The sequence below is a fragment of the Shinella sp. G-2 genome (assembly GCF_050172695.1).
Taxonomy (GTDB): Bacteria; Pseudomonadota; Alphaproteobacteria; order Rhizobiales; family Rhizobiaceae; genus Shinella.
In genome coordinates this window covers 1-16,466 of the sequence record NZ_JBBEYH010000008.1, presented here as the reverse complement: position 1 = coordinate 16,466, position 16,466 = coordinate 1, and the positions used below count along the sequence as shown (strand labels likewise).

The 16,466-nt window shown below is 65.2% G+C and carries 18 protein-coding genes; 15 read left to right on the top strand and 3 right to left on the bottom strand.

Translation table 11 applies throughout. The features are described from left to right. Window positions 1-11 precede the first annotated feature (11 nt). The 7 genes from V8U06_RS14870 to V8U06_RS14840 are packed head-to-tail and all read left to right on the top strand — an operon-like array spanning window position 12 to window position 4,737. A complete protein-coding gene (locus tag V8U06_RS14870; RefSeq protein WP_427141319.1) occupies window positions 12-419 on the top strand; it encodes an MAPEG family protein in 408 nt (135 codons plus the stop codon). A 9-nt stretch (window positions 420-428) separates the two neighbouring features. After that, window positions 429-851 (top strand): VOC family protein, encoded by a 423-nt coding sequence (locus tag V8U06_RS14865; RefSeq protein WP_427141318.1) that lies wholly within the window; start codon window positions 429-431, stop codon window positions 849-851. After that, window positions 848-1,492 carry a LysE family translocator gene (locus tag V8U06_RS14860; RefSeq protein ID WP_427141317.1) on the top strand — a complete coding sequence of 215 codons (645 nt, stop codon included), beginning with the start codon at window positions 848-850 and terminating at the stop codon, window positions 1,490-1,492. Before V8U06_RS14865 ends, V8U06_RS14860 begins: the two co-directional genes overlap by 4 nt. A gap of 3 nt (window positions 1,493-1,495) precedes the next feature. Further along, window positions 1,496-1,981: a hypothetical protein gene (locus V8U06_RS14855; RefSeq protein ID WP_427141316.1), complete on the top strand. Its 486-nt coding sequence runs from the start codon at window positions 1,496-1,498 to the stop codon at window positions 1,979-1,981. Continuing rightward, window positions 1,978-2,730, top strand: a complete 753-nt coding sequence (locus tag V8U06_RS14850) for an SDR family oxidoreductase (protein WP_427141315.1) — start codon at window positions 1,978-1,980, stop codon at window positions 2,728-2,730. The genes V8U06_RS14855 and V8U06_RS14850 overlap by 4 nt, the downstream gene beginning before the upstream one ends. A 23-nt stretch (window positions 2,731-2,753) precedes the next feature. Next, a complete protein-coding gene (gene lpdA / locus V8U06_RS14845) occupies window positions 2,754-4,160 on the top strand; it encodes a dihydrolipoyl dehydrogenase (RefSeq protein WP_427141314.1) in 1,407 nt (468 codons plus the stop codon). Window positions 4,161-4,218: 58 nt separating this feature from the next. Next, the gene (locus V8U06_RS14840) at window positions 4,219-4,737 is read left to right on the top strand and encodes a DUF2867 domain-containing protein (protein ID WP_427141313.1); all 519 of its coding nucleotides are present in this window, start codon (window positions 4,219-4,221) and stop codon (window positions 4,735-4,737) included. Here V8U06_RS14840 and V8U06_RS14835 read toward each other — a convergent pair. Further along, the gene (locus tag V8U06_RS14835) at window positions 4,721-5,803 is read right to left on the bottom strand and encodes a TraB/GumN family protein (protein WP_427141312.1); all 1,083 of its coding nucleotides are present in this window, start codon (window positions 5,801-5,803) and stop codon (window positions 4,721-4,723) included. The genes V8U06_RS14840 and V8U06_RS14835 overlap by 17 nt on opposite strands. A gap of 62 nt (window positions 5,804-5,865) precedes the next feature. Continuing rightward, window positions 5,866-6,801, bottom strand: coding sequence for a tyrosine recombinase XerC (locus tag V8U06_RS14830; RefSeq protein WP_427141311.1), 936 nt, complete (start codon window positions 6,799-6,801; stop codon window positions 5,866-5,868). Between the two features lie 160 nt (window positions 6,802-6,961). Between V8U06_RS14830 and V8U06_RS14825 the strand changes: the two genes are divergently transcribed. The 8 genes from V8U06_RS14825 (at window position 6,962) to V8U06_RS14790 (ending at window position 16,218) form a co-directional block, all read left to right on the top strand. After that, complete coding sequence (locus V8U06_RS14825; protein ID WP_427141310.1) at window positions 6,962-8,095, top strand: AAA family ATPase; 1,134 nt, start codon at window positions 6,962-6,964, stop codon at window positions 8,093-8,095. A 58-nt stretch (window positions 8,096-8,153) separates the two neighbouring features. Beyond that, the gene (locus V8U06_RS14820; RefSeq protein WP_427141309.1) at window positions 8,154-10,358 is read left to right on the top strand and encodes a primosomal protein N'; all 2,205 of its coding nucleotides are present in this window, start codon (window positions 8,154-8,156) and stop codon (window positions 10,356-10,358) included. 105 nt (window positions 10,359-10,463) lie between these two features. Further along, window positions 10,464-10,847, top strand: coding sequence for a DUF4345 domain-containing protein (locus V8U06_RS14815; protein WP_427141308.1), 384 nt, complete (start codon window positions 10,464-10,466; stop codon window positions 10,845-10,847). Between the two features lie 262 nt (window positions 10,848-11,109). Then, window positions 11,110-11,676, top strand: a complete 567-nt coding sequence (locus V8U06_RS14810; RefSeq protein WP_427141307.1) for a F0F1 ATP synthase subunit delta — start codon at window positions 11,110-11,112, stop codon at window positions 11,674-11,676. Further along, on the top strand, window positions 11,676-13,205 hold the full coding sequence (gene atpA, locus V8U06_RS14805) for a F0F1 ATP synthase subunit alpha (protein WP_427141306.1): 1,530 nt from the start codon (window positions 11,676-11,678) through the stop codon (window positions 13,203-13,205). The genes V8U06_RS14810 and atpA overlap by 1 nt, the downstream gene beginning before the upstream one ends. A gap of 100 nt (window positions 13,206-13,305) precedes the next feature. Next, complete coding sequence (locus V8U06_RS14800) at window positions 13,306-14,187, top strand: F0F1 ATP synthase subunit gamma (protein ID WP_226917534.1); 882 nt, start codon at window positions 13,306-13,308, stop codon at window positions 14,185-14,187. 26 nt (window positions 14,188-14,213) lie between these two features. Continuing rightward, window positions 14,214-15,740 (top strand): F0F1 ATP synthase subunit beta, encoded by a 1,527-nt coding sequence (atpD, locus tag V8U06_RS14795; protein ID WP_427141305.1) that lies wholly within the window; start codon window positions 14,214-14,216, stop codon window positions 15,738-15,740. A 70-nt stretch (window positions 15,741-15,810) separates the two neighbouring features. Next, the gene (locus tag V8U06_RS14790) at window positions 15,811-16,218 is read left to right on the top strand and encodes a F0F1 ATP synthase subunit epsilon (RefSeq protein WP_226917536.1); all 408 of its coding nucleotides are present in this window, start codon (window positions 15,811-15,813) and stop codon (window positions 16,216-16,218) included. A gap of 10 nt (window positions 16,219-16,228) precedes the next feature. Here V8U06_RS14790 and V8U06_RS14785 read toward each other — a convergent pair. After that, on the bottom strand, window positions 16,229-16,466 hold a 238-nt coding region (locus V8U06_RS14785; RefSeq protein ID WP_427141304.1), incomplete at its 5' end, for a hypothetical protein.

The window sequence follows — 16,466 nt, the reverse complement described above, 5'->3', positions numbered from 1 at the left end:
GGGAGGCATCGATGGAGACGGCGGCGGCTTCGCCCATTCTCGTGCCGCTCGTTTTGAGCGTGGCGCTGCTCGTCTTCCATATCGCCCTTCAGGGCATGCTTGCCACGCGGGAGCTTGGCTCCCAATGGAATGCCGGCCCGCGCGACGAGGCGCGGGAACCGAAAGGCATCCTCGCCGGACGCGCGGCCCGCGCGTCGGCCAATTTCCGCGAGACCTATCCCGGCTTCGTGGCGCTCGCGCTGGCGGTGGCCATCGCAAACGATCCATCGGGCTGGGACCTTGTCGGCGCATGGCTGTGGCTTGCCGCCCGGCTCGTCTATATTCCGCTTTATCTGGCGGGCATTCCCTATATCCGATCGCTCGTCTGGCTCGTCGCGCTGGCAGGTCTTGCGATCATGGCTGCCACCGTCGTCGTCTAGGAGACAGGCATGGCTTTCACCAATGTTCCCCCGCTTCAACCGCATATCTGCGTGGCGGATGGCCTCGAAGCGATCGCCTTCTATGAGCGGGCCTTCGGCGCGGAAAAGACGTTCTGCCAGCTCGCCGAAGACGGCAGGCGCGTCATACATGCCAATCTCGCCATCTACGGCGGCGAGGTGATGCTGCATGACGAGTTTCCGGAGTTCGGCCTGCCCGTCAGCGCGCCGACGACCATCGGCGGTGCATCCGTGACGATCAACATCAACCTGAAGGATCCGGCCGCCGTCGATGCGGCCTATGCGAGGGCGGCCGCTGCCGGCGCACGGGACCTGATGCCGCCGGCCGACGTCTTCTGGGGCGCACGCTACGCCCGCATCACCGATCCCTTCGGCCATGTCTGGGCCTTCAACGCACCTCTGGAGCGCGCATGAGCCAGTATCTTCTCGAACTCGCCTCGCTGATGGCGATCTTCGCCTTCGCCATCGTCTCGCCCGGTGCGGATCTTGCCATGGTCATGCGCCAGTCCATCGTGCACGGGCGGCGCGCGGCCATCGTGACGTCCTTCGGCATCGGCACGTCGCTGATGTTCCACGTCACCTATACGATCCTTGGCCTCGGCCTCATCATCTCCCAGTCGATCTATCTCTTCAACATCGTGAAGTGGTGCGGTGTCGCCTATCTCGTCTATATCGGCATCAAGGCGCTGCGCGCGGGCAAGGCAGACCTTTCCGTCGAGGCGGTGAAGGGCAACGAGGACGGCAAGGACGAACAGTCCGCCCTGCGCGCCTTCGGTCTCGGCTTCCTGGCCAATGCTTTGAACCCCAAGCCCGTCTTCTTCTTCCTGTCGATCTTTTCCACCGTCGTCAGCGCCCATACGCCGATTGCCATCAAGTTCGGTTACGGCCTCGTCATGGCGACCTGCCTCATCGCGTGGTTCGTCGGTGTCTCGCTTTTCATGACGACGCCGAAGATGCGCGCGACCTTTGCCCGCATGAGCCAGTGGATCGACCGCGCCAGCGGCCTCGTCTTCATCGCGCTCGGCATCAAGCTCGCGACGGAAAAGGCGCACTGAAGAATGCGCGCCGTCCTCGTTCTCATCGGTCTTTCTGTCGCGACCGCCGCCTCGGCGGCGGAATGCCGGCAGGACCGTGCGATCTATGCCGATCGCGACCAGGGTTACGAGCTGACCTTCGAACCCGTCGGCTCGAATGCCGCGGCGACGAGCCATCATTTCAAGCTGAAGGTTCTCTCGAGCGGCGTGGTGCTGGATGGCATCGTCATGCCGGGCGATCCCGCGCGGTCCAACGGCATGGTCATGCACAATTGCCCCGAGGGCGATGCGACCGGCGAGGAGATCGCCGCCTGCACGGTCTGGGAAGGCGTGATCTATGCGCTCGATGGTGGCGATGCCGCGCTCCTGCCCGATGAGGGCGGCAAGGCGGCGGAAAACCTGCTTCTTGCCGGCTTCGGCGCGTCGCTGCGCTATTCCAGGCTCTGGGAGGACGGCAAGGCGACGGTCGTCCCGTGGGACGTTCTGAAACGGAAAGGATGCGCGGCATGAGCGAAGCGCCCGTTCTTCTCGTCACCGGCGGCAGCCGCGGCATCGGCGCCAGCGTGTGCCGCCTTGCCGGCGCGGCCGGCTGGCAGGTCGCGGTGAACTACGTTTCCAATCTTGCGGCCGCCGAGGCCGTGGTGGCCGAAATCCGCGATGCCGGTGGTTCGGCGATCCCCGTTCAGGGCGACGTCGGCAGCGAGCTTGGCCTTGCCAACATCTTCTCCACCATCGACGGCACCTTCGGCCGGCTCGACGGTCTTGTGAACAATGCCGGCATCGTCGCGACGCCCCAGCGTGTCGACGAGATGTCCGCCGAACGGCTGGAGCGCATGTTCGCCGTCAACATCATGGGGTCGATCCGCTGCGCGCAGGAGGCCGTGCGCCGCATGTCGACGCGCCATGGCGGGCAGGGCGGGGCTATCGTCAACCTGTCGTCGGTCGCCGCGCTGCTCGGCGCGGCCGGGCAATATGTTGACTATGCCGCCAGCAAGGGCGCCATCGAGAGCTTCACCATCGGTCTTGCCCGCGAGGTGGCGGCGGAGGGCGTGCGCGTCAACCTTGTGCGCCCCGGCATCATCGATACCGAAATCCACGCCTCCGGCGGCCTGCCGGACCGTGCGCGCGACATGGCCTCGCTCATCCCGCTGCAGCGGCCGGGCACGGCCGACGAAGTCGCCCATTCCATTCTCTATCTTCTCTCCGACGCGGCATCCTATGTGACGGGTGCCGCCCTCAACGTCAGCGGCGGCCGCTAGGCTCCGCGCAGGAAGGACTTGTCATGGCATATGATCTCATCGTTATAGGTTCCGGCCCCGGCGGCTATGTCTGCGCCATCAAGGCGGCCCAGCTCGGCCTGAAGGTCGCGGTCGTCGAAAAGCGCGCCACCTATGGCGGCACCTGCCTCAATGTCGGCTGCATCCCCTCCAAGGCGCTGCTGCATGCCTCCGAGACCTACAGCCACGCCGCCCACGGCATGGACGCGCTCGGCATCGAGGGCGTGAAGCCGACGCTGAACCTTGCCAAGATGATGGCGCACAAGGATGCGACGGTGAAGTCGAACGTCGACGGCGTGGCCTTCCTGTTCAAGAAGAACAAGATCGACGGCATCCAGGGCACCGGCAAGGTGTTCGGCGCCGGCAAGGTCGCCGTCATCGGTGACAAGGGCGAGGAGCAGGTCCTCGAAACGAAGAACATCGTGATCGCCACGGGCTCCGACGTCGCCGGCATTCCCGGCGTTCCGGTCGAGATCGACGAAAAGGTCATCGTCTCCTCCACGGGTGGCATTGCACTCGACAAGGTGCCGGGCCATCTCGTCGTCGTCGGCGGCGGCGTCATCGGCCTCGAACTCGGCTCGGTCTGGGCCCGCCTCGGCGCGAAGGTCACGGTCGTCGAATATCTCGACGCCATCCTCGGCGGCATGGACGGCGAGGTCTCCAAGCAGTTTCAGCGCATGCTCGCCAAGCAGGGCATGGACTTCAAGCTCGGCGCCAAGGTGACGGGTGTCGAAAAGGCAGGTTCGGGCGCCAAGGTGACCTTCGAGCCGGTCAAGGGCGGTGACGCCACCACCATCGATGCCGACATCGTGCTGATCGCCACCGGCCGCAAGCCCTACACCGAGGGCCTCGGCCTCACGGAGGCCGGCGTCGCGCTCGACAACCGTGGCCGCGTCGAGATCGACAAGCACTTCCAGACCAACGTTGCCGGTATCTACGCCATCGGTGACGTGGTCCGCGGCCCGATGCTCGCTCACAAGGCGGAAGACGAAGGCGTCGCCGTTGCCGAAATCCTCGCCGGCCAGGCCGGTCACGTGAACTACGACGTCATCCCGGGCGTCGTCTACACCCAGCCGGAAGTCGCCTCCGTCGGCAAGACGGAAGAGGAACTGAAGGCCGCGGGCATCGCCTACAAGGTCGGCAAGTTCCCCTTCACCGCCAACGGCCGCGCCCGCGCCATGCTCGCGACCGACGGTTTCGTGAAAGTTCTCGCCGACAAGGAGACGGACCGCGTTCTCGGCGTGCACATCGTCGGCTTCGGTGCCGGCGAGATGATCCACGAGGCCGCCGTGCTGATGGAATTCGGCGGCTCCTCCGAAGACCTCGGCCGCACCTGCCACGCGCATCCGACCATGTCGGAAGCGGTCAAGGAAGCCGCGCTGGCTACCTTCGCCAAGCCGATCCACATGTGATCCGGTCGGGCGGCTGCGACAACCAGCCGCCTGTTTTCATTGCGCGAACAGGGGCAGCATGAAGACCGCCAAGGAGGCCTTCATGTCGCCCGTGTCGAGACCCGTCTCACTTCCCCATCCCATCCTGCCCGCCGCCGATTGGGCGGACCGCTTCACGCTCGGCCTGCCTGTCGAAAACCTGACGGCGCGCGAGGCGGCGCGGCTGGCGCTGGAGCATCCGCCGGGCTGGGTCCGCAAACTGATGGTGTTGCGCAACGCCCTTGTCGCGCCGTTCGGTCTCAAGGGCGCGGCGGAGGAGGTAAGGACGTCGGAGGCGGAGATCGGCGGCTTTCCCGTGGTCAGTGCCAGCGACGACCGGGTGGTGCTCGGCTTCGACGACCGGCATCTCGATTTCCGCATCGTCATCGACGTGCGGCAGGACCGGCCGAGCGGGCAGACCCTCAGCGTCATGACGCTCGTCCATCGCAACAATCTGCTGGGGCGGCTCTATCTTGCCGTCGTCATGCCGTTTCACAAGCTGATCGTGCGACGGATGCTGTCGGGCATCGGCCGGCGGCTTCTCACTTCACGGCGGTAACGGCAAAGCCCTCTTTGCGCAGCAGTTCGACGACGCCCTCCGGCCCCGGCAGGTGCAGGGCGCCGACGGCCATGAAGACGTTGCCGCCCGAAAGGATCGGCGCGGCGCGCGTCGCCATGACGTGGTTGCGGTCGACGATGATGCGCTGCTCGAATTCGGCATAGGCCTCGGCGTCCTCGTCGGTCTCCGGGCTGGCGGCGCGCATCATGGGCATGATCATGCCGGTATCGCCGGCAAGATAGAGCTGGCTCATCGTTTCGATGACGTCTTCCAGGGTATCGCCGAGCTCAACCGTCTGCACGAGGCCCTGGATCTGCGGTTCGAGGGGCAGGGAATCGAGCGCCGAAATCTGTTCGATCAGGGTTTCCAGGCCTTTCAGGGTCTTGCCCTCCGTCAGCGCGTCCCTGGCCAGGCGCTGGTCGAGGAAGGCGGCGCCGGATGCCTTGCGCGTGATCTCGCAGGCGGGCAGCGCGACGAAACTCGCGATCATCCACGGTTTCATGCGGCCGACGGCCGCCAGCGACAGACCGCGGCTCTTCAGACCTTCGGCCAATCTCTCCGCATCGTCCTTGTCGAGGAAATCGGTGATGGATTTGCCATCGGTGAACATGGTGAGGTCCGGACGCGCCATGATCGCCGCGCCGGCCTTCTTCTCGTCGGCGATCTCGTCGGATTCGACGATGACCGTGCCGGCGGCGGAATAAGCGGTGCGCGCGGCCTCGGGCATGGCGAGCACGCGCGGGTCGGTCACGTGCATGGTGCCGAGCAGCCAGGACGCCGGCTTGCCATCCTTCTCGATCTTCCAGAGGATACCCTTGCCGTTCGGCACGGCATCGGCCTCGGCGCGCAGCCTTGCGAAGGCGGCTGGGTCATCCTTCTCGTATTTTGCCAGCAGGTTTTCCCCGCCGCAGGCCGCCGGTTCCTCAGCCTTCGCCGGGGAAAGCGTCGCCAGCACGAAAAGAAAGGCGAGCGCGACGAGCACGTTGATCGCGGCCAGTGCCCACAGGCCCGTATCGGCCAGGCGGTCGGCGAGCATCAGCCGGCTTTTGTGAAGAAGGACTGTCATGGTCGAACTCCCTGCATGTGGGGCGGACCCTAGTCGTCTCATCCTCACAATCCCTTAACGGATCACGCGCGGGGATGCGCGCGGTCGTAGATTTCGAGCAATCGGGCCGAATCGACGCCGGTATAGACCTGGGTCGTGGACAGGCTGGCATGGCCGAGCAGTTCCTGAATGGTGCGCAGGTCCCCGCCGCCGGCGAGCAGATGAGTCGCGAAGGAATGGCGCAGCGCATGGGGCGTCGCACTGTCCGGCAGGCCGAGCGCGCCGCGCAACCGCTGCATCTCGCGCTGGATGATGGCCGGCTGCAAGGGGCCGCCGCGCACGCCGCGGAAGAGCGGTTTGTCGTCGGCAAGCGGGATGGGGCAGAGCTTGATGTAATCTTCCACACCTGCGCGGGCAGGCGCGATCAGCGGCACGATGCGGGTCTTGTCGCCCTTGCCGGTGATGCGCAGCGACGTGGGGCTGCCGGCGAAATCCGCCGGGGTCAGCGACAGCGCCTCGGAAATGCGCAGGCCGCAGCCGTAGAGAAGGGCGAGCACGGCGGCGTTGCGCGTGCGGATCCACGGCTCGTCGGCCAGCTGCTCGCTGGCATCGACCACGGCGATGGCCTGGCGGTCGGAAAGGGGTTTGGGCAGCGACTTCGGCTGCTTCGGCGAACGGACGGCGGCGGCGCCCGCCGCATTGGCAAGGCCCTTGCGCTCCAGATGGCGCAGGAACGAGCGCAGGCCCGCGAGACCCCGGCCGAGCGTGCGCGCGCCCGCGCCATCGCGGCGGCGGGCGGCGAGGAAGCCGCGCAGGTCCGCGGGGCGCAGGGCGCCGATGTCCTTGAGGCGGGCGGGGGCGGCGAGGTGCCCGGTGAGGAAGGCGAGGAACTGGCGCGTGTCACGCTCGTAGGCTTCCAGCGTGTTGTCGGAAAGGCGGCGCTCGTCGGCCAGTGCGGCAAGCCAGCCCTGCCGTTCGGCCATGAGCGCCGGATCGGCGATGATGAGAAGTTCGGTCATGTCCTGCTCTTGGCGTTCGCACTCAGCGTTTGCGGCAGGATCGGCGAATTGCGTTAGGGATTTGCTAACGTTCCGCCGGAGGGCTGGGCAAGCGGCGTCGCCTTCCTCTAGACACGGTGACCTGTATAGAGACGTTCTTTCTTCCTGATCCGGGTCCATCATGCTGCTGCGTTCCATGTCCGCCGAAAACTATCGTTCCCTGCGCGCGATCCGCATGGATCTCGGGCGCGTGAACCTGTTCGTGGGGGAGAACGGGGTCGGCAAATCGAACCTCTACCGCTCGCTGCAACTGGTTCAGGCGGCGGTGCGCGGAACCTTCGCCAACGAGATCGCGGCGGAAGGGGGCATGGGGTCGGCGCTCTGGACGGGCAAGCGGCGGCCGAACGAGCCGGTGCGCATCAAACTTGAAGCCGAACTCATGGACGAGGACCGGGCGATCACGTTTCGCTACAGGGTCGAGGCCGGGCTGCGTCCGCCGGCTGCCGCGGGCTTCGCCTTCGAGCCGCAGGTGAAGGCCGAGGAGCTTTCCATCGAGACCGGACGGCGGCCGGTGACGGTGATGAAACGGGCAGGACCAGGCATCACGGTGCGCAACGACGCGGGCCGCATGGTGGAACATCCCGAACAGGCCCTGACCTCTGAGACCGCCGTCGCGCTTCTCGGCGATGCCGGGCACTATCCGGAGATCGGCACCTTCCGCCGCGCGGTCTCGCAATGGCGCTTCTTCCATGGTTTCCGCTCGGATCGCGATTCGGCGCTGCGCCAGCCTTGCCTCGCCGTCACCGCGCCGCTGCTCGACGAAGACGGGGCGAATATGGCCGCGGTCTTCGCCACGCTGGCCTGGACGCGGCAGGACACGGTCGATCTCGACCGCGCCGTCGCGGATGCCTTCGGCGGAGCGAAGCTCTCCGTTGCCGAACCCGAGGAATTTGCTTCCTACGGCCTTGTCTTCCCGCAGTTTCCGCAGCGCGTCTTCCAGCCGCGCGAGCTTTCCGACGGCCAGATCCGGTTCCTGGCGCTCGCCGCCGCGCTGCTTTCCTATCGCACGCCGCCGCTGATCGCGCTCAACGAGCCGGAGGCGAGCCTGCATCCGGACATGCTGTCGCCGCTGGCCGCGATGATCGCGCGGGCCGCACAATCGAGCCAGCTGTGGATCGTCACCCATTCCGAACGATTGGCGCGGGAGGTGGAGATGCGCTGCGGCGTCCGGGCCAAACGCGTCGTGCGCAATGACGGGGCGACCTGGATCGACGGCATGCGGCTGACCGGCGAAATTGCGGATGACGACGAATGACGGGGCCGGCGATCTTTGCGGTTTTCTTCGCGCGGTCGCGGGGGCATCTTGCCGGGCGATGAGCAGCGATTCGACCAACCTCTTCGGGGAGAAACTCTTTCCGCGTACGGTGCCAGTGATGGTGCCCGTGCCGACGCCTGTGCCCTATTCCTATACGGTGCCCGAGGGCATGGCGGTCGAACCGGGCTCCATCGTGCAGGTGCCGCTCGGGCCGCGTCTGGTGCCGGGCGTCGTCTGGGACGGCGGCGATGACGGCAAGGTCGACCCGAAGAAGCTGCGGCCCATCGAAAAGGTCTTCGACTGCCCGCCGCTCTCCAGGGAGATGCGCGATTTCCTCGACTGGGTTTCGGCCTATACCGTGACGCCGCCGGGCCTCGTCGCCCGCATGGCGCTGCGCGCGCCGACGGCCTTCGATCCCGAGCCGATGATCGAGGGCCTGCGCTTTACCGGCCACCGGCCGGAGCGGCTGACGAGCGCCCGCGAACGGGTGCTGGAACTGGTCGAGGACGGCATTCCCTGGACCCGCTCCGGCCTTGCCCATGCCTCGGGCACTTCGACCAGCGTGGTCGACGGGCTGGTGAAGCAGGGAAGCTTCGAGACCGTCTTTCTGCCGCCGCCGCCCGTCGTGGCGATGCCCGACCCCGACTATGTCGCGCCGCGGCTGGAAGGGCCGCAGACGGAGAGCGCGGCGGACCTGGTCGAGAGTGTCCGCAAGGGTGTCTTTTCCGTCTCGCTGATCGACGGCATCACCGGCTCGGGCAAGACGGAAGTCTATTTCGAGGCGATTGCCGAGACGCTGCGGCAGGGGCGGCAGGTGCTGATCCTGCTGCCGGAGATCGCGCTGACCGCAAGCTTCCTGGAGCGCTTTCACGACCGCTTCGGCGCCAAGCCCGCCGAATGGCATTCGGACCTTGCGCCACGGACCCGCGAAAAGGTCTGGCGGCAGGTGACGACGGGAGACGTGCGGGTGGTGGCTGGCGCGCGTTCTGCGCTGTTCCTCCCCTTCGAGAATCTCGGCCTCGTCATCGTCGATGAGGAGCACGACCCGGCCTACAAGCAGGAAGACCGCGTCTTCTACAACGCGCGCGACATGGCGGTGGTGCGGGCGCGGATCGGCGACTTCCCGGCCGTGCTCGTCTCGGCGACGCCTTCGGTGGAAAGCCGGGTCAACAGCGATGTCGGCCGTTACCGGAAACTGCATCTGCCGACGCGCTATGGCGATGCCGCCCTGCCGGACCTGCATCTCGTCGACATGCGCCGGCATCCGCCGGCGCGGGGCGGTTTCCTTTCGCCCATCCTGCTGCGCGGCATCGCCCGCACCATCGAAAAGGAGCAGCAGGCACTGCTCTTCCTCAACCGGCGCGGCTATGCGCCGCTGACGCTCTGCCGGGTCTGCGGCCACCGCTTCCAATGCCCGCAATGTTCGAGCTGGCTGGTCGAACATCGTTTCCGCGGCCAGATCCAGTGCCATCATTGCGGCTATGCCGAGCGCACGCCCGAGGCCTGCCCGGAATGCGGCACCTTCGATCACCTCGCGGCCTGCGGGCCGGGCGTCGAGCGCATCGCGGAAGAGGTGGAGCGACACTTCCCGGAAGCGCGGACCATCGTGCTTTCCTCCGACCTCATGGGCGTCAAGCGCCTGCGGCTGGAGCTGGAGGCCATCGCGCGCGGCGAGGCGGATATCGTCATCGGCACGCAGCTCGTCGCCAAGGGGCACAATTTCCCGCTGATGTCGCTGGTCGGCGTCGTGGATGCCGATCTCGGTCTTTCCAACGGCGATCCGCGCGCGGCCGAACGGACCTTCCAGCTTCTCTCGCAGGTGACGGGCCGGGCCGGGCGTTCGGGTCTCAAGAGCCACGGCCTCATCCAGACCTATCAGCCGACGCATCCGGTGATGCAGGCCATCGTCTCCGGCGATGCGGAGGCCTTCTATGACCGGGAAATCGGCGAACGGGAAAAGGCGCTGCTGCCGCCCTTCGGCCGGCTTGCCTCCGTCATCGTGTCGGCCGACAGCCGCGGCGAGGCGGAAACCCATGCGCGCGGCCTCCGGCAGGCCGCGCCCCATGTCGACGGCATCTCCATCCTCGGTCCGGCGGAGGCCCCCCTGGCGCTGGTGCGCGGGCGGCATCGCTTCCGCCTGCTGGTGCACGGGCGGCGGGGCAGCGACATGCAGACCTTCCTGCGCACCATGCTGGCCAACGGGCCGAAGGAGCGGGCATCGCTGCAGGTGCAGCTCGATATCGATCCGCAGAGCTTCCTGTGAGCGGCGTGGTTAACAAAGAGTTGTGCGAATTCGGATGGCCGGCTTCTGCCGTCCGGACGCCTGTGCAATAGAGAATCGCAGCGCATCCACGGGAGAAACGCCGAGATGGAATTCTACATCCCCACCGAAACGGGCGAGTTCCTGGCCTTCTGCGCAGCCATTGCGACGGGGCTTTTCGGCCTGTTCGCCCTGTTCGCTCCCGGTATCGCGCTGAAGCTCTCCGGCCTTGAGACGAAGGACGCCAGCCGCGAGGGCCTCGCCTTCGTGCGCTCCACCGGTGGCTTTTATGCCGGCCTTGCCGTCGTGGCGCTGATGATGGCGCAGAGCTGGATCTACATGGCGATCGGCGGCGGCTTTGCACTCGCCGCGTTCGGCCGCATTCTCTCGCTGATGTCGGATGGGTCCTTCTCGATGAAGAACCTTCTCGTGCTCCTCGTGCAGGCGGTGCTCGCCGCACTGCCGCTCGGCTACGCTTTCGGCTTTCTCTGACCTGAAAATCCGGCTTTCGACGCATATCAGCGCCAGAACATAGTCCGCCCAGTCAACTTTTGCTCCGACTGTGGCCGACTTATGGCGCATTCCTGCGTCGGGCGTGTTGCGAGTCCCGGTTTCCTATGCTAGACGAACCGCGAAATTCAGAAAAAGCGGGCGCGAAAGCCTGTGGGAGCTGAAGATTACCGCAACGATTTCAGTGTGTTAGGACCGTAGCGCTGCTACAGCCCTGCGCTCTGGATGATAAGAAGAGAAGCTTGTGCCCGTGGCAGACACATCCCAGCTTGTTTCCGGTGTTGCAGAAAGATACGCGTCTTCGCTTTTCGACCTCGCTCAGGAAGCCGGTTCGGCTGACAGTGTCGGTGCCGATCTCGCCCGTTTCCAGGCGCTGATCAACGAAAGCGATGACCTGAAGCGGCTGATCGTCAGCCCTGTCTTCTCCGCCGAAGATCAGACCAAGGCCATTGCGGCCATCGCGGCAAAGGCCGGCATCACGGGTCTCGTGGCAAACTTCCTCAAGGTGGTTGCGTCAAATCGCCGCCTCTTCGCCGTTCCCGGCATGATCCAGGCTTACCGCGTCATCGCGGCCCGTGCCCGCGGCGAAATCACGGCCGACGTTACCTCGGCCCATGCGCTCACCGCAGCGCAGGAAAACGAATTGAAGGCGGCGCTGAAAGGCGTCACCGGCAAAGACGTGGCGGTTGCCGTCACTGTCGACCCGTCCATTCTCGGTGGTCTGATCGTCAAGGTCGGGTCCCGCCAGATCGACACTTCCCTTCGCACCAAACTCTCTACCCTTAAGCTTGCACTGAAAGAGGTCGGCTGATGGATATCCGCGCCGCGGAAATTTCCGCAATTCTCAAAGATCAGATCAAAAACTTCGGCAAAGAGGCGGAAGTCTCGGAAGTCGGCCAGGTGCTCTCCGTCGGTGACGGCATCGCCCGCGTTTACGGCCTCGACAATGTCCAGGCCGGTGAAATGGTGGAGTTCCCCGGTGGCATCCGCGGCATGGCGCTGAACCTGGAAAGCGACAACGTCGGTGTCGTTATCTTCGGTTCGGACCGTGACATCAAGGAAGGCGACACCGTCAAGCGTACGGGCGCCATCGTTGACGTTCCGGTCGGTCCGGAACTGCTCGGCCGCGTCGTCGACGCGCTCGGCAACCCGATCGACGGCAAGGGCCCGATCAATGCCAAGCAGCGCGCCCGCGTTGACGTCAAGGCTCCGGGCATCATTCCGCGCAAGTCGGTTCATGAGCCGATGTCGACCGGCCTCAAGGCCATCGACGCCCTCATCCCGGTTGGTCGTGGCCAGCGCGAGCTCGTCATCGGCGACCGCCAGACCGGCAAGACCGCCATCATCCTGGACACGATCCTGAACCAGAAGGCGATCCACGACAACGGCCCGGACGGCGACAAGCTGTACTGCGTCTACGTCGCTATCGGCCAGAAGCGTTCGACCGTCGCCCAGTTCGTGAAGGTTCTCGAAGAGCGCGGCGCTCTCCAGTACTCGATCATCGTTGCTGCAACCGCCTCCGACCCGGCGCCGATGCAGTACCTCGCACCGTTCGCCGGTTGCACGATGGGCGAATACTTCCGTGACAACGGCAAGCACGCCCTCATCGGCTACGACGACCTTTCCAAGCAGGCCGTTTCCTACCGCCAGATGTCGCTGCTGCTGCGCCGCCCGCCGGGCCGCGAAGCTTACCCGGGCGACGTTTTCTACCTGCATTCGCGTCTCCTCGAGCGCGCTGCAAAGCTGAACGACGACATGGGCGCTGGCTCGCTGACGGCTCTGCCGGTCATCGAAACCCAGGGTAACGACGTTTCGGCGTTCATCCCGACCAACGTGATCTCGATCACCGACGGCCAGATCTTCCTTGAAACGGACCTGTTCTACCAGGGTATCCGTCCGGCCGTTAACGTCGGTCTGTCGGTTTCCCGCGTGGGCTCGTCCGCTCAGATCAAGGCGATGAAGCAGGTCGCCGGCTCGATCAAGGGCGAACTCGCCCAGTATCGCGAAATGGCAGCCTTCGCCCAGTTCGGCTCGGACCTCGACGCCGCAACGCAGCGCCTGCTGAACCGCGGTGCACGCCTGACCGAACTCCTGAAGCAGCCGCAGTTCTCGCCGCTGAAGACGGAAGAGCAGGTCGTCGTGATCTTCGCTGGCGTCAACGGCTACCTCGACAAGCTTCCGGTCGCACAGGTCGGCAAGTTCGAGCAGGGCCTGCTCGGCTACATGCGCTCCGAGGGCAAGGACATCCTCGACAAGATCCGCACCGACAAGGCCATCAGCGACGACACCAAGGGCAAGCTCAAGGCTGCTCTGGACGCCTTCGCCAAGACCTTCGGCTGAGCTGACGGTTCAAGCCCTGCGCGCTGACAGGCGCGCAGGCGCCCCGAACTTTGGATTTGACGCATGACCCTCCGGGATCGTGTTACAGGACGGAAAACGGATGCCTTCACTTAAGGATCTGAAAAACCGGATCGCCTCCGTCAAGGCGACGCAGAAGATCACCAAGGCGATGAAGATGGTCGCCGCGGCGAAGCTTCGGCGTGCCCAGGAAGCGGCCGAGGCCGCCCGGCCCTATTCGCAGCGCATGAGCGCCGTTCTCGCCAACATCGCCCAGGCTGTCGGCCAGGACGATTCGGCGCCGCGTCTGATGACCGGCACGGGCAAGGACCAGGTTCATCTGCTCGTCGTCTGCACGGCCGAACGCGGTCTGTGCGGCGGCTTCAACTCGCAGATCGCGCGTCTGGCGCGTGACCACACCCGCAAGCTTCTGGCGAGCGGCAAGACGGTCAAGATCATCTGCGTGGGCAAGAAGGGCTTCGATATCCTGCGTCGCGAATACGCTTCGCTGATCATCGACCGTGTCGACCTGCGCGAAGTCAAGCGCATCGGCTTTGCCAATGCCGACCAGATCGGCCGCAAGGTCATCGGCCTGTTCGAGCAGGGCGAATTCGACGTCTGCACGCTGTTCTATTCCGAGTTCAAGTCGGTCATCGCGCAGGTCCCGACCGCGCTGCAGCTCGTTCCGGCCTCCGCTCCCGCGGCTGTCGCCGAAACGACCGGCGCCACGGCGATCTACGACTACGAGCCGGACGCCAGCGCGATCCTCGGCGACCTCATCCCGCGCAACATTTCCGTGCAGATCTTCCGGGCGCTGCTCGAGAACGTCGCCGGCGAAATGGGTGCCAAGATGAGCGCCATGGACAACGCGACCCGCAATGCCGGTGAAATGATCAACAAGCTGACGCTGAACTACAACCGTCAGCGCCAGGCTCAGATCACCAAGGAACTCATCGAAATCATCTCGGGCGCTGAAGCGCTCTAAGGACCAGGACAAAGAGGGTAAGAGACATGGCTAAGGCAGCTACCCCGAAGGAAACCGCAGCGGAAAAGAAGCCGGCTGCGCGCAAGCCGGCAGCGAAGACCGCTGCTGCAACCAAGGCGGCGGCTCCGGTCGCAGCCGGCGCGACCGGTCGCGTTACCCAGGTTATCGGCGCCGTCGTTGACGTCGCCTTCGACGGCGCTCTGCCGCTCATCCTGAACGCGCTGGAAACCGACAACAACGGCAACCGCCTCGTTCTCGAAGTCGCTCAGCACCTCGGTGAAAACACCGTCCGCACGATCGCCATGGACTCGACCGAAGGTCTCGTCCGCGGTCAGCCGGTCGCCGACACGGGCGCCCCGATCTCCGTTCCGGTCGGCGACGAAACGCTCGGCCGCATCATGAACGTCATCGGCGAGCCCGTCGACGAAGCCGGTCCGCTGGTCACCAAGGGCCGGCGCGCCATCCACCAGGACGCTCCGGCCTATGTCGAGCAGTCCACGGAAGCGCAGATCCTCGTCACCGGCATCAAGGTCGTCGACCTTCTCGCGCCTTACGCAAAGGGCGGCAAGATCGGCCTCTTCGGCGGTGCAGGCGTCGGCAAGACCGTTCTCATCATGGAACTGATCAACAACGTCGCCAAGGCGCACGGTGGTTATTCGGTGTTCGCCGGCGTGGGTGAGCGTACCCGCGAAGGCAACGACCTTTACCACGAAATGATCGAATCGGGCGTGAACAAGCACGGCGGCGGCGAAGGCTCCAAGGCTGCTCTCGTTTACGGTCAGATGAACGAACCGCCGGGCGCCCGCGCTCGCGTCGCCCTGACGGGTCTGACGATCGCCGAAGACTTCCGCGACAAGGGCCAGGACGTTCTGTTCTTCGTCGACAACATCTTCCGCTTCACGCAGGCTGGTTCCGAAGTGTCGGCTCTGCTCGGCCGTATCCCGTCGGCCGTGGGCTATCAGCCGACGCTGGCCACGGACATGGGCGCGATGCAGGAACGCATCACGACGACGACCAAGGGTTCGATCACCTCGGTTCAGGCCATCTACGTTCCCGCCGACGACTTGACCGACCCCGCGCCGGCAACCTCGTTCGCCCACCTCGACGCCACGACCGTTCTGTCGCGTTCGATCGCCGAAAAGGGCATCTACCCGGCCGTTGACCCGCTCGACTCGACCTCGCGCATGCTCGACCCGATGATCGTCGGCGAAGAGCACTACGAAGTCGCCCGTAAGGTCCAGGGTACGCTGCAGCGCTACAAGTCCCTGCAGGACATCATCGCCATCCTGGGCATGGACGAACTGTCGGAAGACGACAAGCTGGCCGTTGCCCGCGCCCGCAAGATCGAGCGCTTCCTGTCCCAGCCGTTCTTCGTGGCCGAAGTCTTCACCGGTTCGCCGGGCAAGCTCGTCGCTCTCGAAGACACGATCAAGGGCTTCAAGGGCCTCGTCAACGGCGAGTACGACCACCTTCCGGAAGCGGCCTTCTACATGGTCGGCTCCATGGAAGAAGCCATCGAGAAGGCCAAGAAGCTGGCTGCCGAAGCCGCTTGATTTGATTGGCGGGCGCCCGAGCGGGCGCCCTCTTTCCCCGGCCGTATGAAATCAGAAGAAGTGAATGGTCATGGCTGACAGTTTCAACTTTGAACTCGTTTCTCCCGAGCGCCTGCTGGTTTCCGGCAGCGTCAGCGAAGTCGTCATTCCGGCGACCGAGGGCGAGATGACCGTCATGGCCAACCATGCGCCGACCATGACGACGATCAAGCCTGGCGTCGTTACCGTGAAGTCCGCGGATGGCAAGAAGGACCGCTATGTGGTCTTCGGCGGCTTTGCCGATATCGTCCCGACCGGTTGCACGCTGCTGGCCGAATCGGCCGTTCATGTCGACGAGTTCAACAACGAAGACATCACGCGCCGCATCGAAGCTGCCCGCAAGGAGCTCGAACATGCGAAGTCGGACGACCAGAAGTTCGGCATCGAAAGCTACCTCGCGGAACTGACGACCCTCCAGGGTATCGTGATGCCGGTCTGATCGCCGGCTTTCAGACGCGAAACATCGAACCCGCCTCCGGCGGGTTTTTTGTTGGCCGCATCGCACCTGCCCGCAACTTCCTCTTTACCTTGTCTGCGAGAATGGTTGCGGCCCGGCGGGCGGCAAGCACCCGGATTGTCTGTTTCTTTACGGGACACCCTTGAGACTGCCGGAAATTGCCGATCGCCATGACGGCGGGCTTTGAGACCAGGATGGAAATCATGAGCAGCAAGATCGTCCCCGTCATC

What these genes read in the sequence shown, in the direction of transcription:
- V8U06_RS14790 (WP_226917536.1), top strand. Translation starts at nt 15,811, where the DNA reads ATGGCTGACAGTTTCAACTTTGAACTCGTTTCTCCCGAGCGCCTGCTG.
- V8U06_RS14850 (WP_427141315.1), top strand. Translation starts at nt 1,978, where the DNA reads ATGAGCGAAGCGCCCGTTCTTCTCGTCACCGGCGGCAGCCGCGGCATC.
- V8U06_RS14820 (WP_427141309.1), top strand. Translation starts at nt 8,154, where the DNA reads ATGAGCAGCGATTCGACCAACCTCTTCGGGGAGAAACTCTTTCCGCGT.
- atpD (WP_427141305.1), top strand. Translation starts at nt 14,214, where the DNA reads ATGGCTAAGGCAGCTACCCCGAAGGAAACCGCAGCGGAAAAGAAGCCG.
- V8U06_RS14870 (WP_427141319.1), top strand. Translation starts at nt 12, where the DNA reads ATGGAGACGGCGGCGGCTTCGCCCATTCTCGTGCCGCTCGTTTTGAGC.
- V8U06_RS14865 (WP_427141318.1), top strand. Translation starts at nt 429, where the DNA reads ATGGCTTTCACCAATGTTCCCCCGCTTCAACCGCATATCTGCGTGGCG.
- lpdA (WP_427141314.1), top strand. Translation starts at nt 2,754, where the DNA reads ATGGCATATGATCTCATCGTTATAGGTTCCGGCCCCGGCGGCTATGTC.
- V8U06_RS14800 (WP_226917534.1), top strand. Translation starts at nt 13,306, where the DNA reads ATGCCTTCACTTAAGGATCTGAAAAACCGGATCGCCTCCGTCAAGGCG.
- V8U06_RS14835 (WP_427141312.1), bottom strand. Translation starts at nt 5,803, where the DNA reads ATGACAGTCCTTCTTCACAAAAGCCGGCTGATGCTCGCCGACCGCCTG.
- V8U06_RS14825 (WP_427141310.1), top strand. Translation starts at nt 6,962, where the DNA reads ATGCTGCTGCGTTCCATGTCCGCCGAAAACTATCGTTCCCTGCGCGCG.
- V8U06_RS14860 (WP_427141317.1), top strand. Translation starts at nt 848, where the DNA reads ATGAGCCAGTATCTTCTCGAACTCGCCTCGCTGATGGCGATCTTCGCC.
- atpA (WP_427141306.1), top strand. Translation starts at nt 11,676, where the DNA reads ATGGATATCCGCGCCGCGGAAATTTCCGCAATTCTCAAAGATCAGATC.
- V8U06_RS14830 (WP_427141311.1), bottom strand. Translation starts at nt 6,801, where the DNA reads ATGACCGAACTTCTCATCATCGCCGATCCGGCGCTCATGGCCGAACGG.
- V8U06_RS14840 (WP_427141313.1), top strand. Translation starts at nt 4,219, where the DNA reads ATGAAGACCGCCAAGGAGGCCTTCATGTCGCCCGTGTCGAGACCCGTC.
- V8U06_RS14855 (WP_427141316.1), top strand. Translation starts at nt 1,496, where the DNA reads ATGCGCGCCGTCCTCGTTCTCATCGGTCTTTCTGTCGCGACCGCCGCC.
- V8U06_RS14815 (WP_427141308.1), top strand. Translation starts at nt 10,464, where the DNA reads ATGGAATTCTACATCCCCACCGAAACGGGCGAGTTCCTGGCCTTCTGC.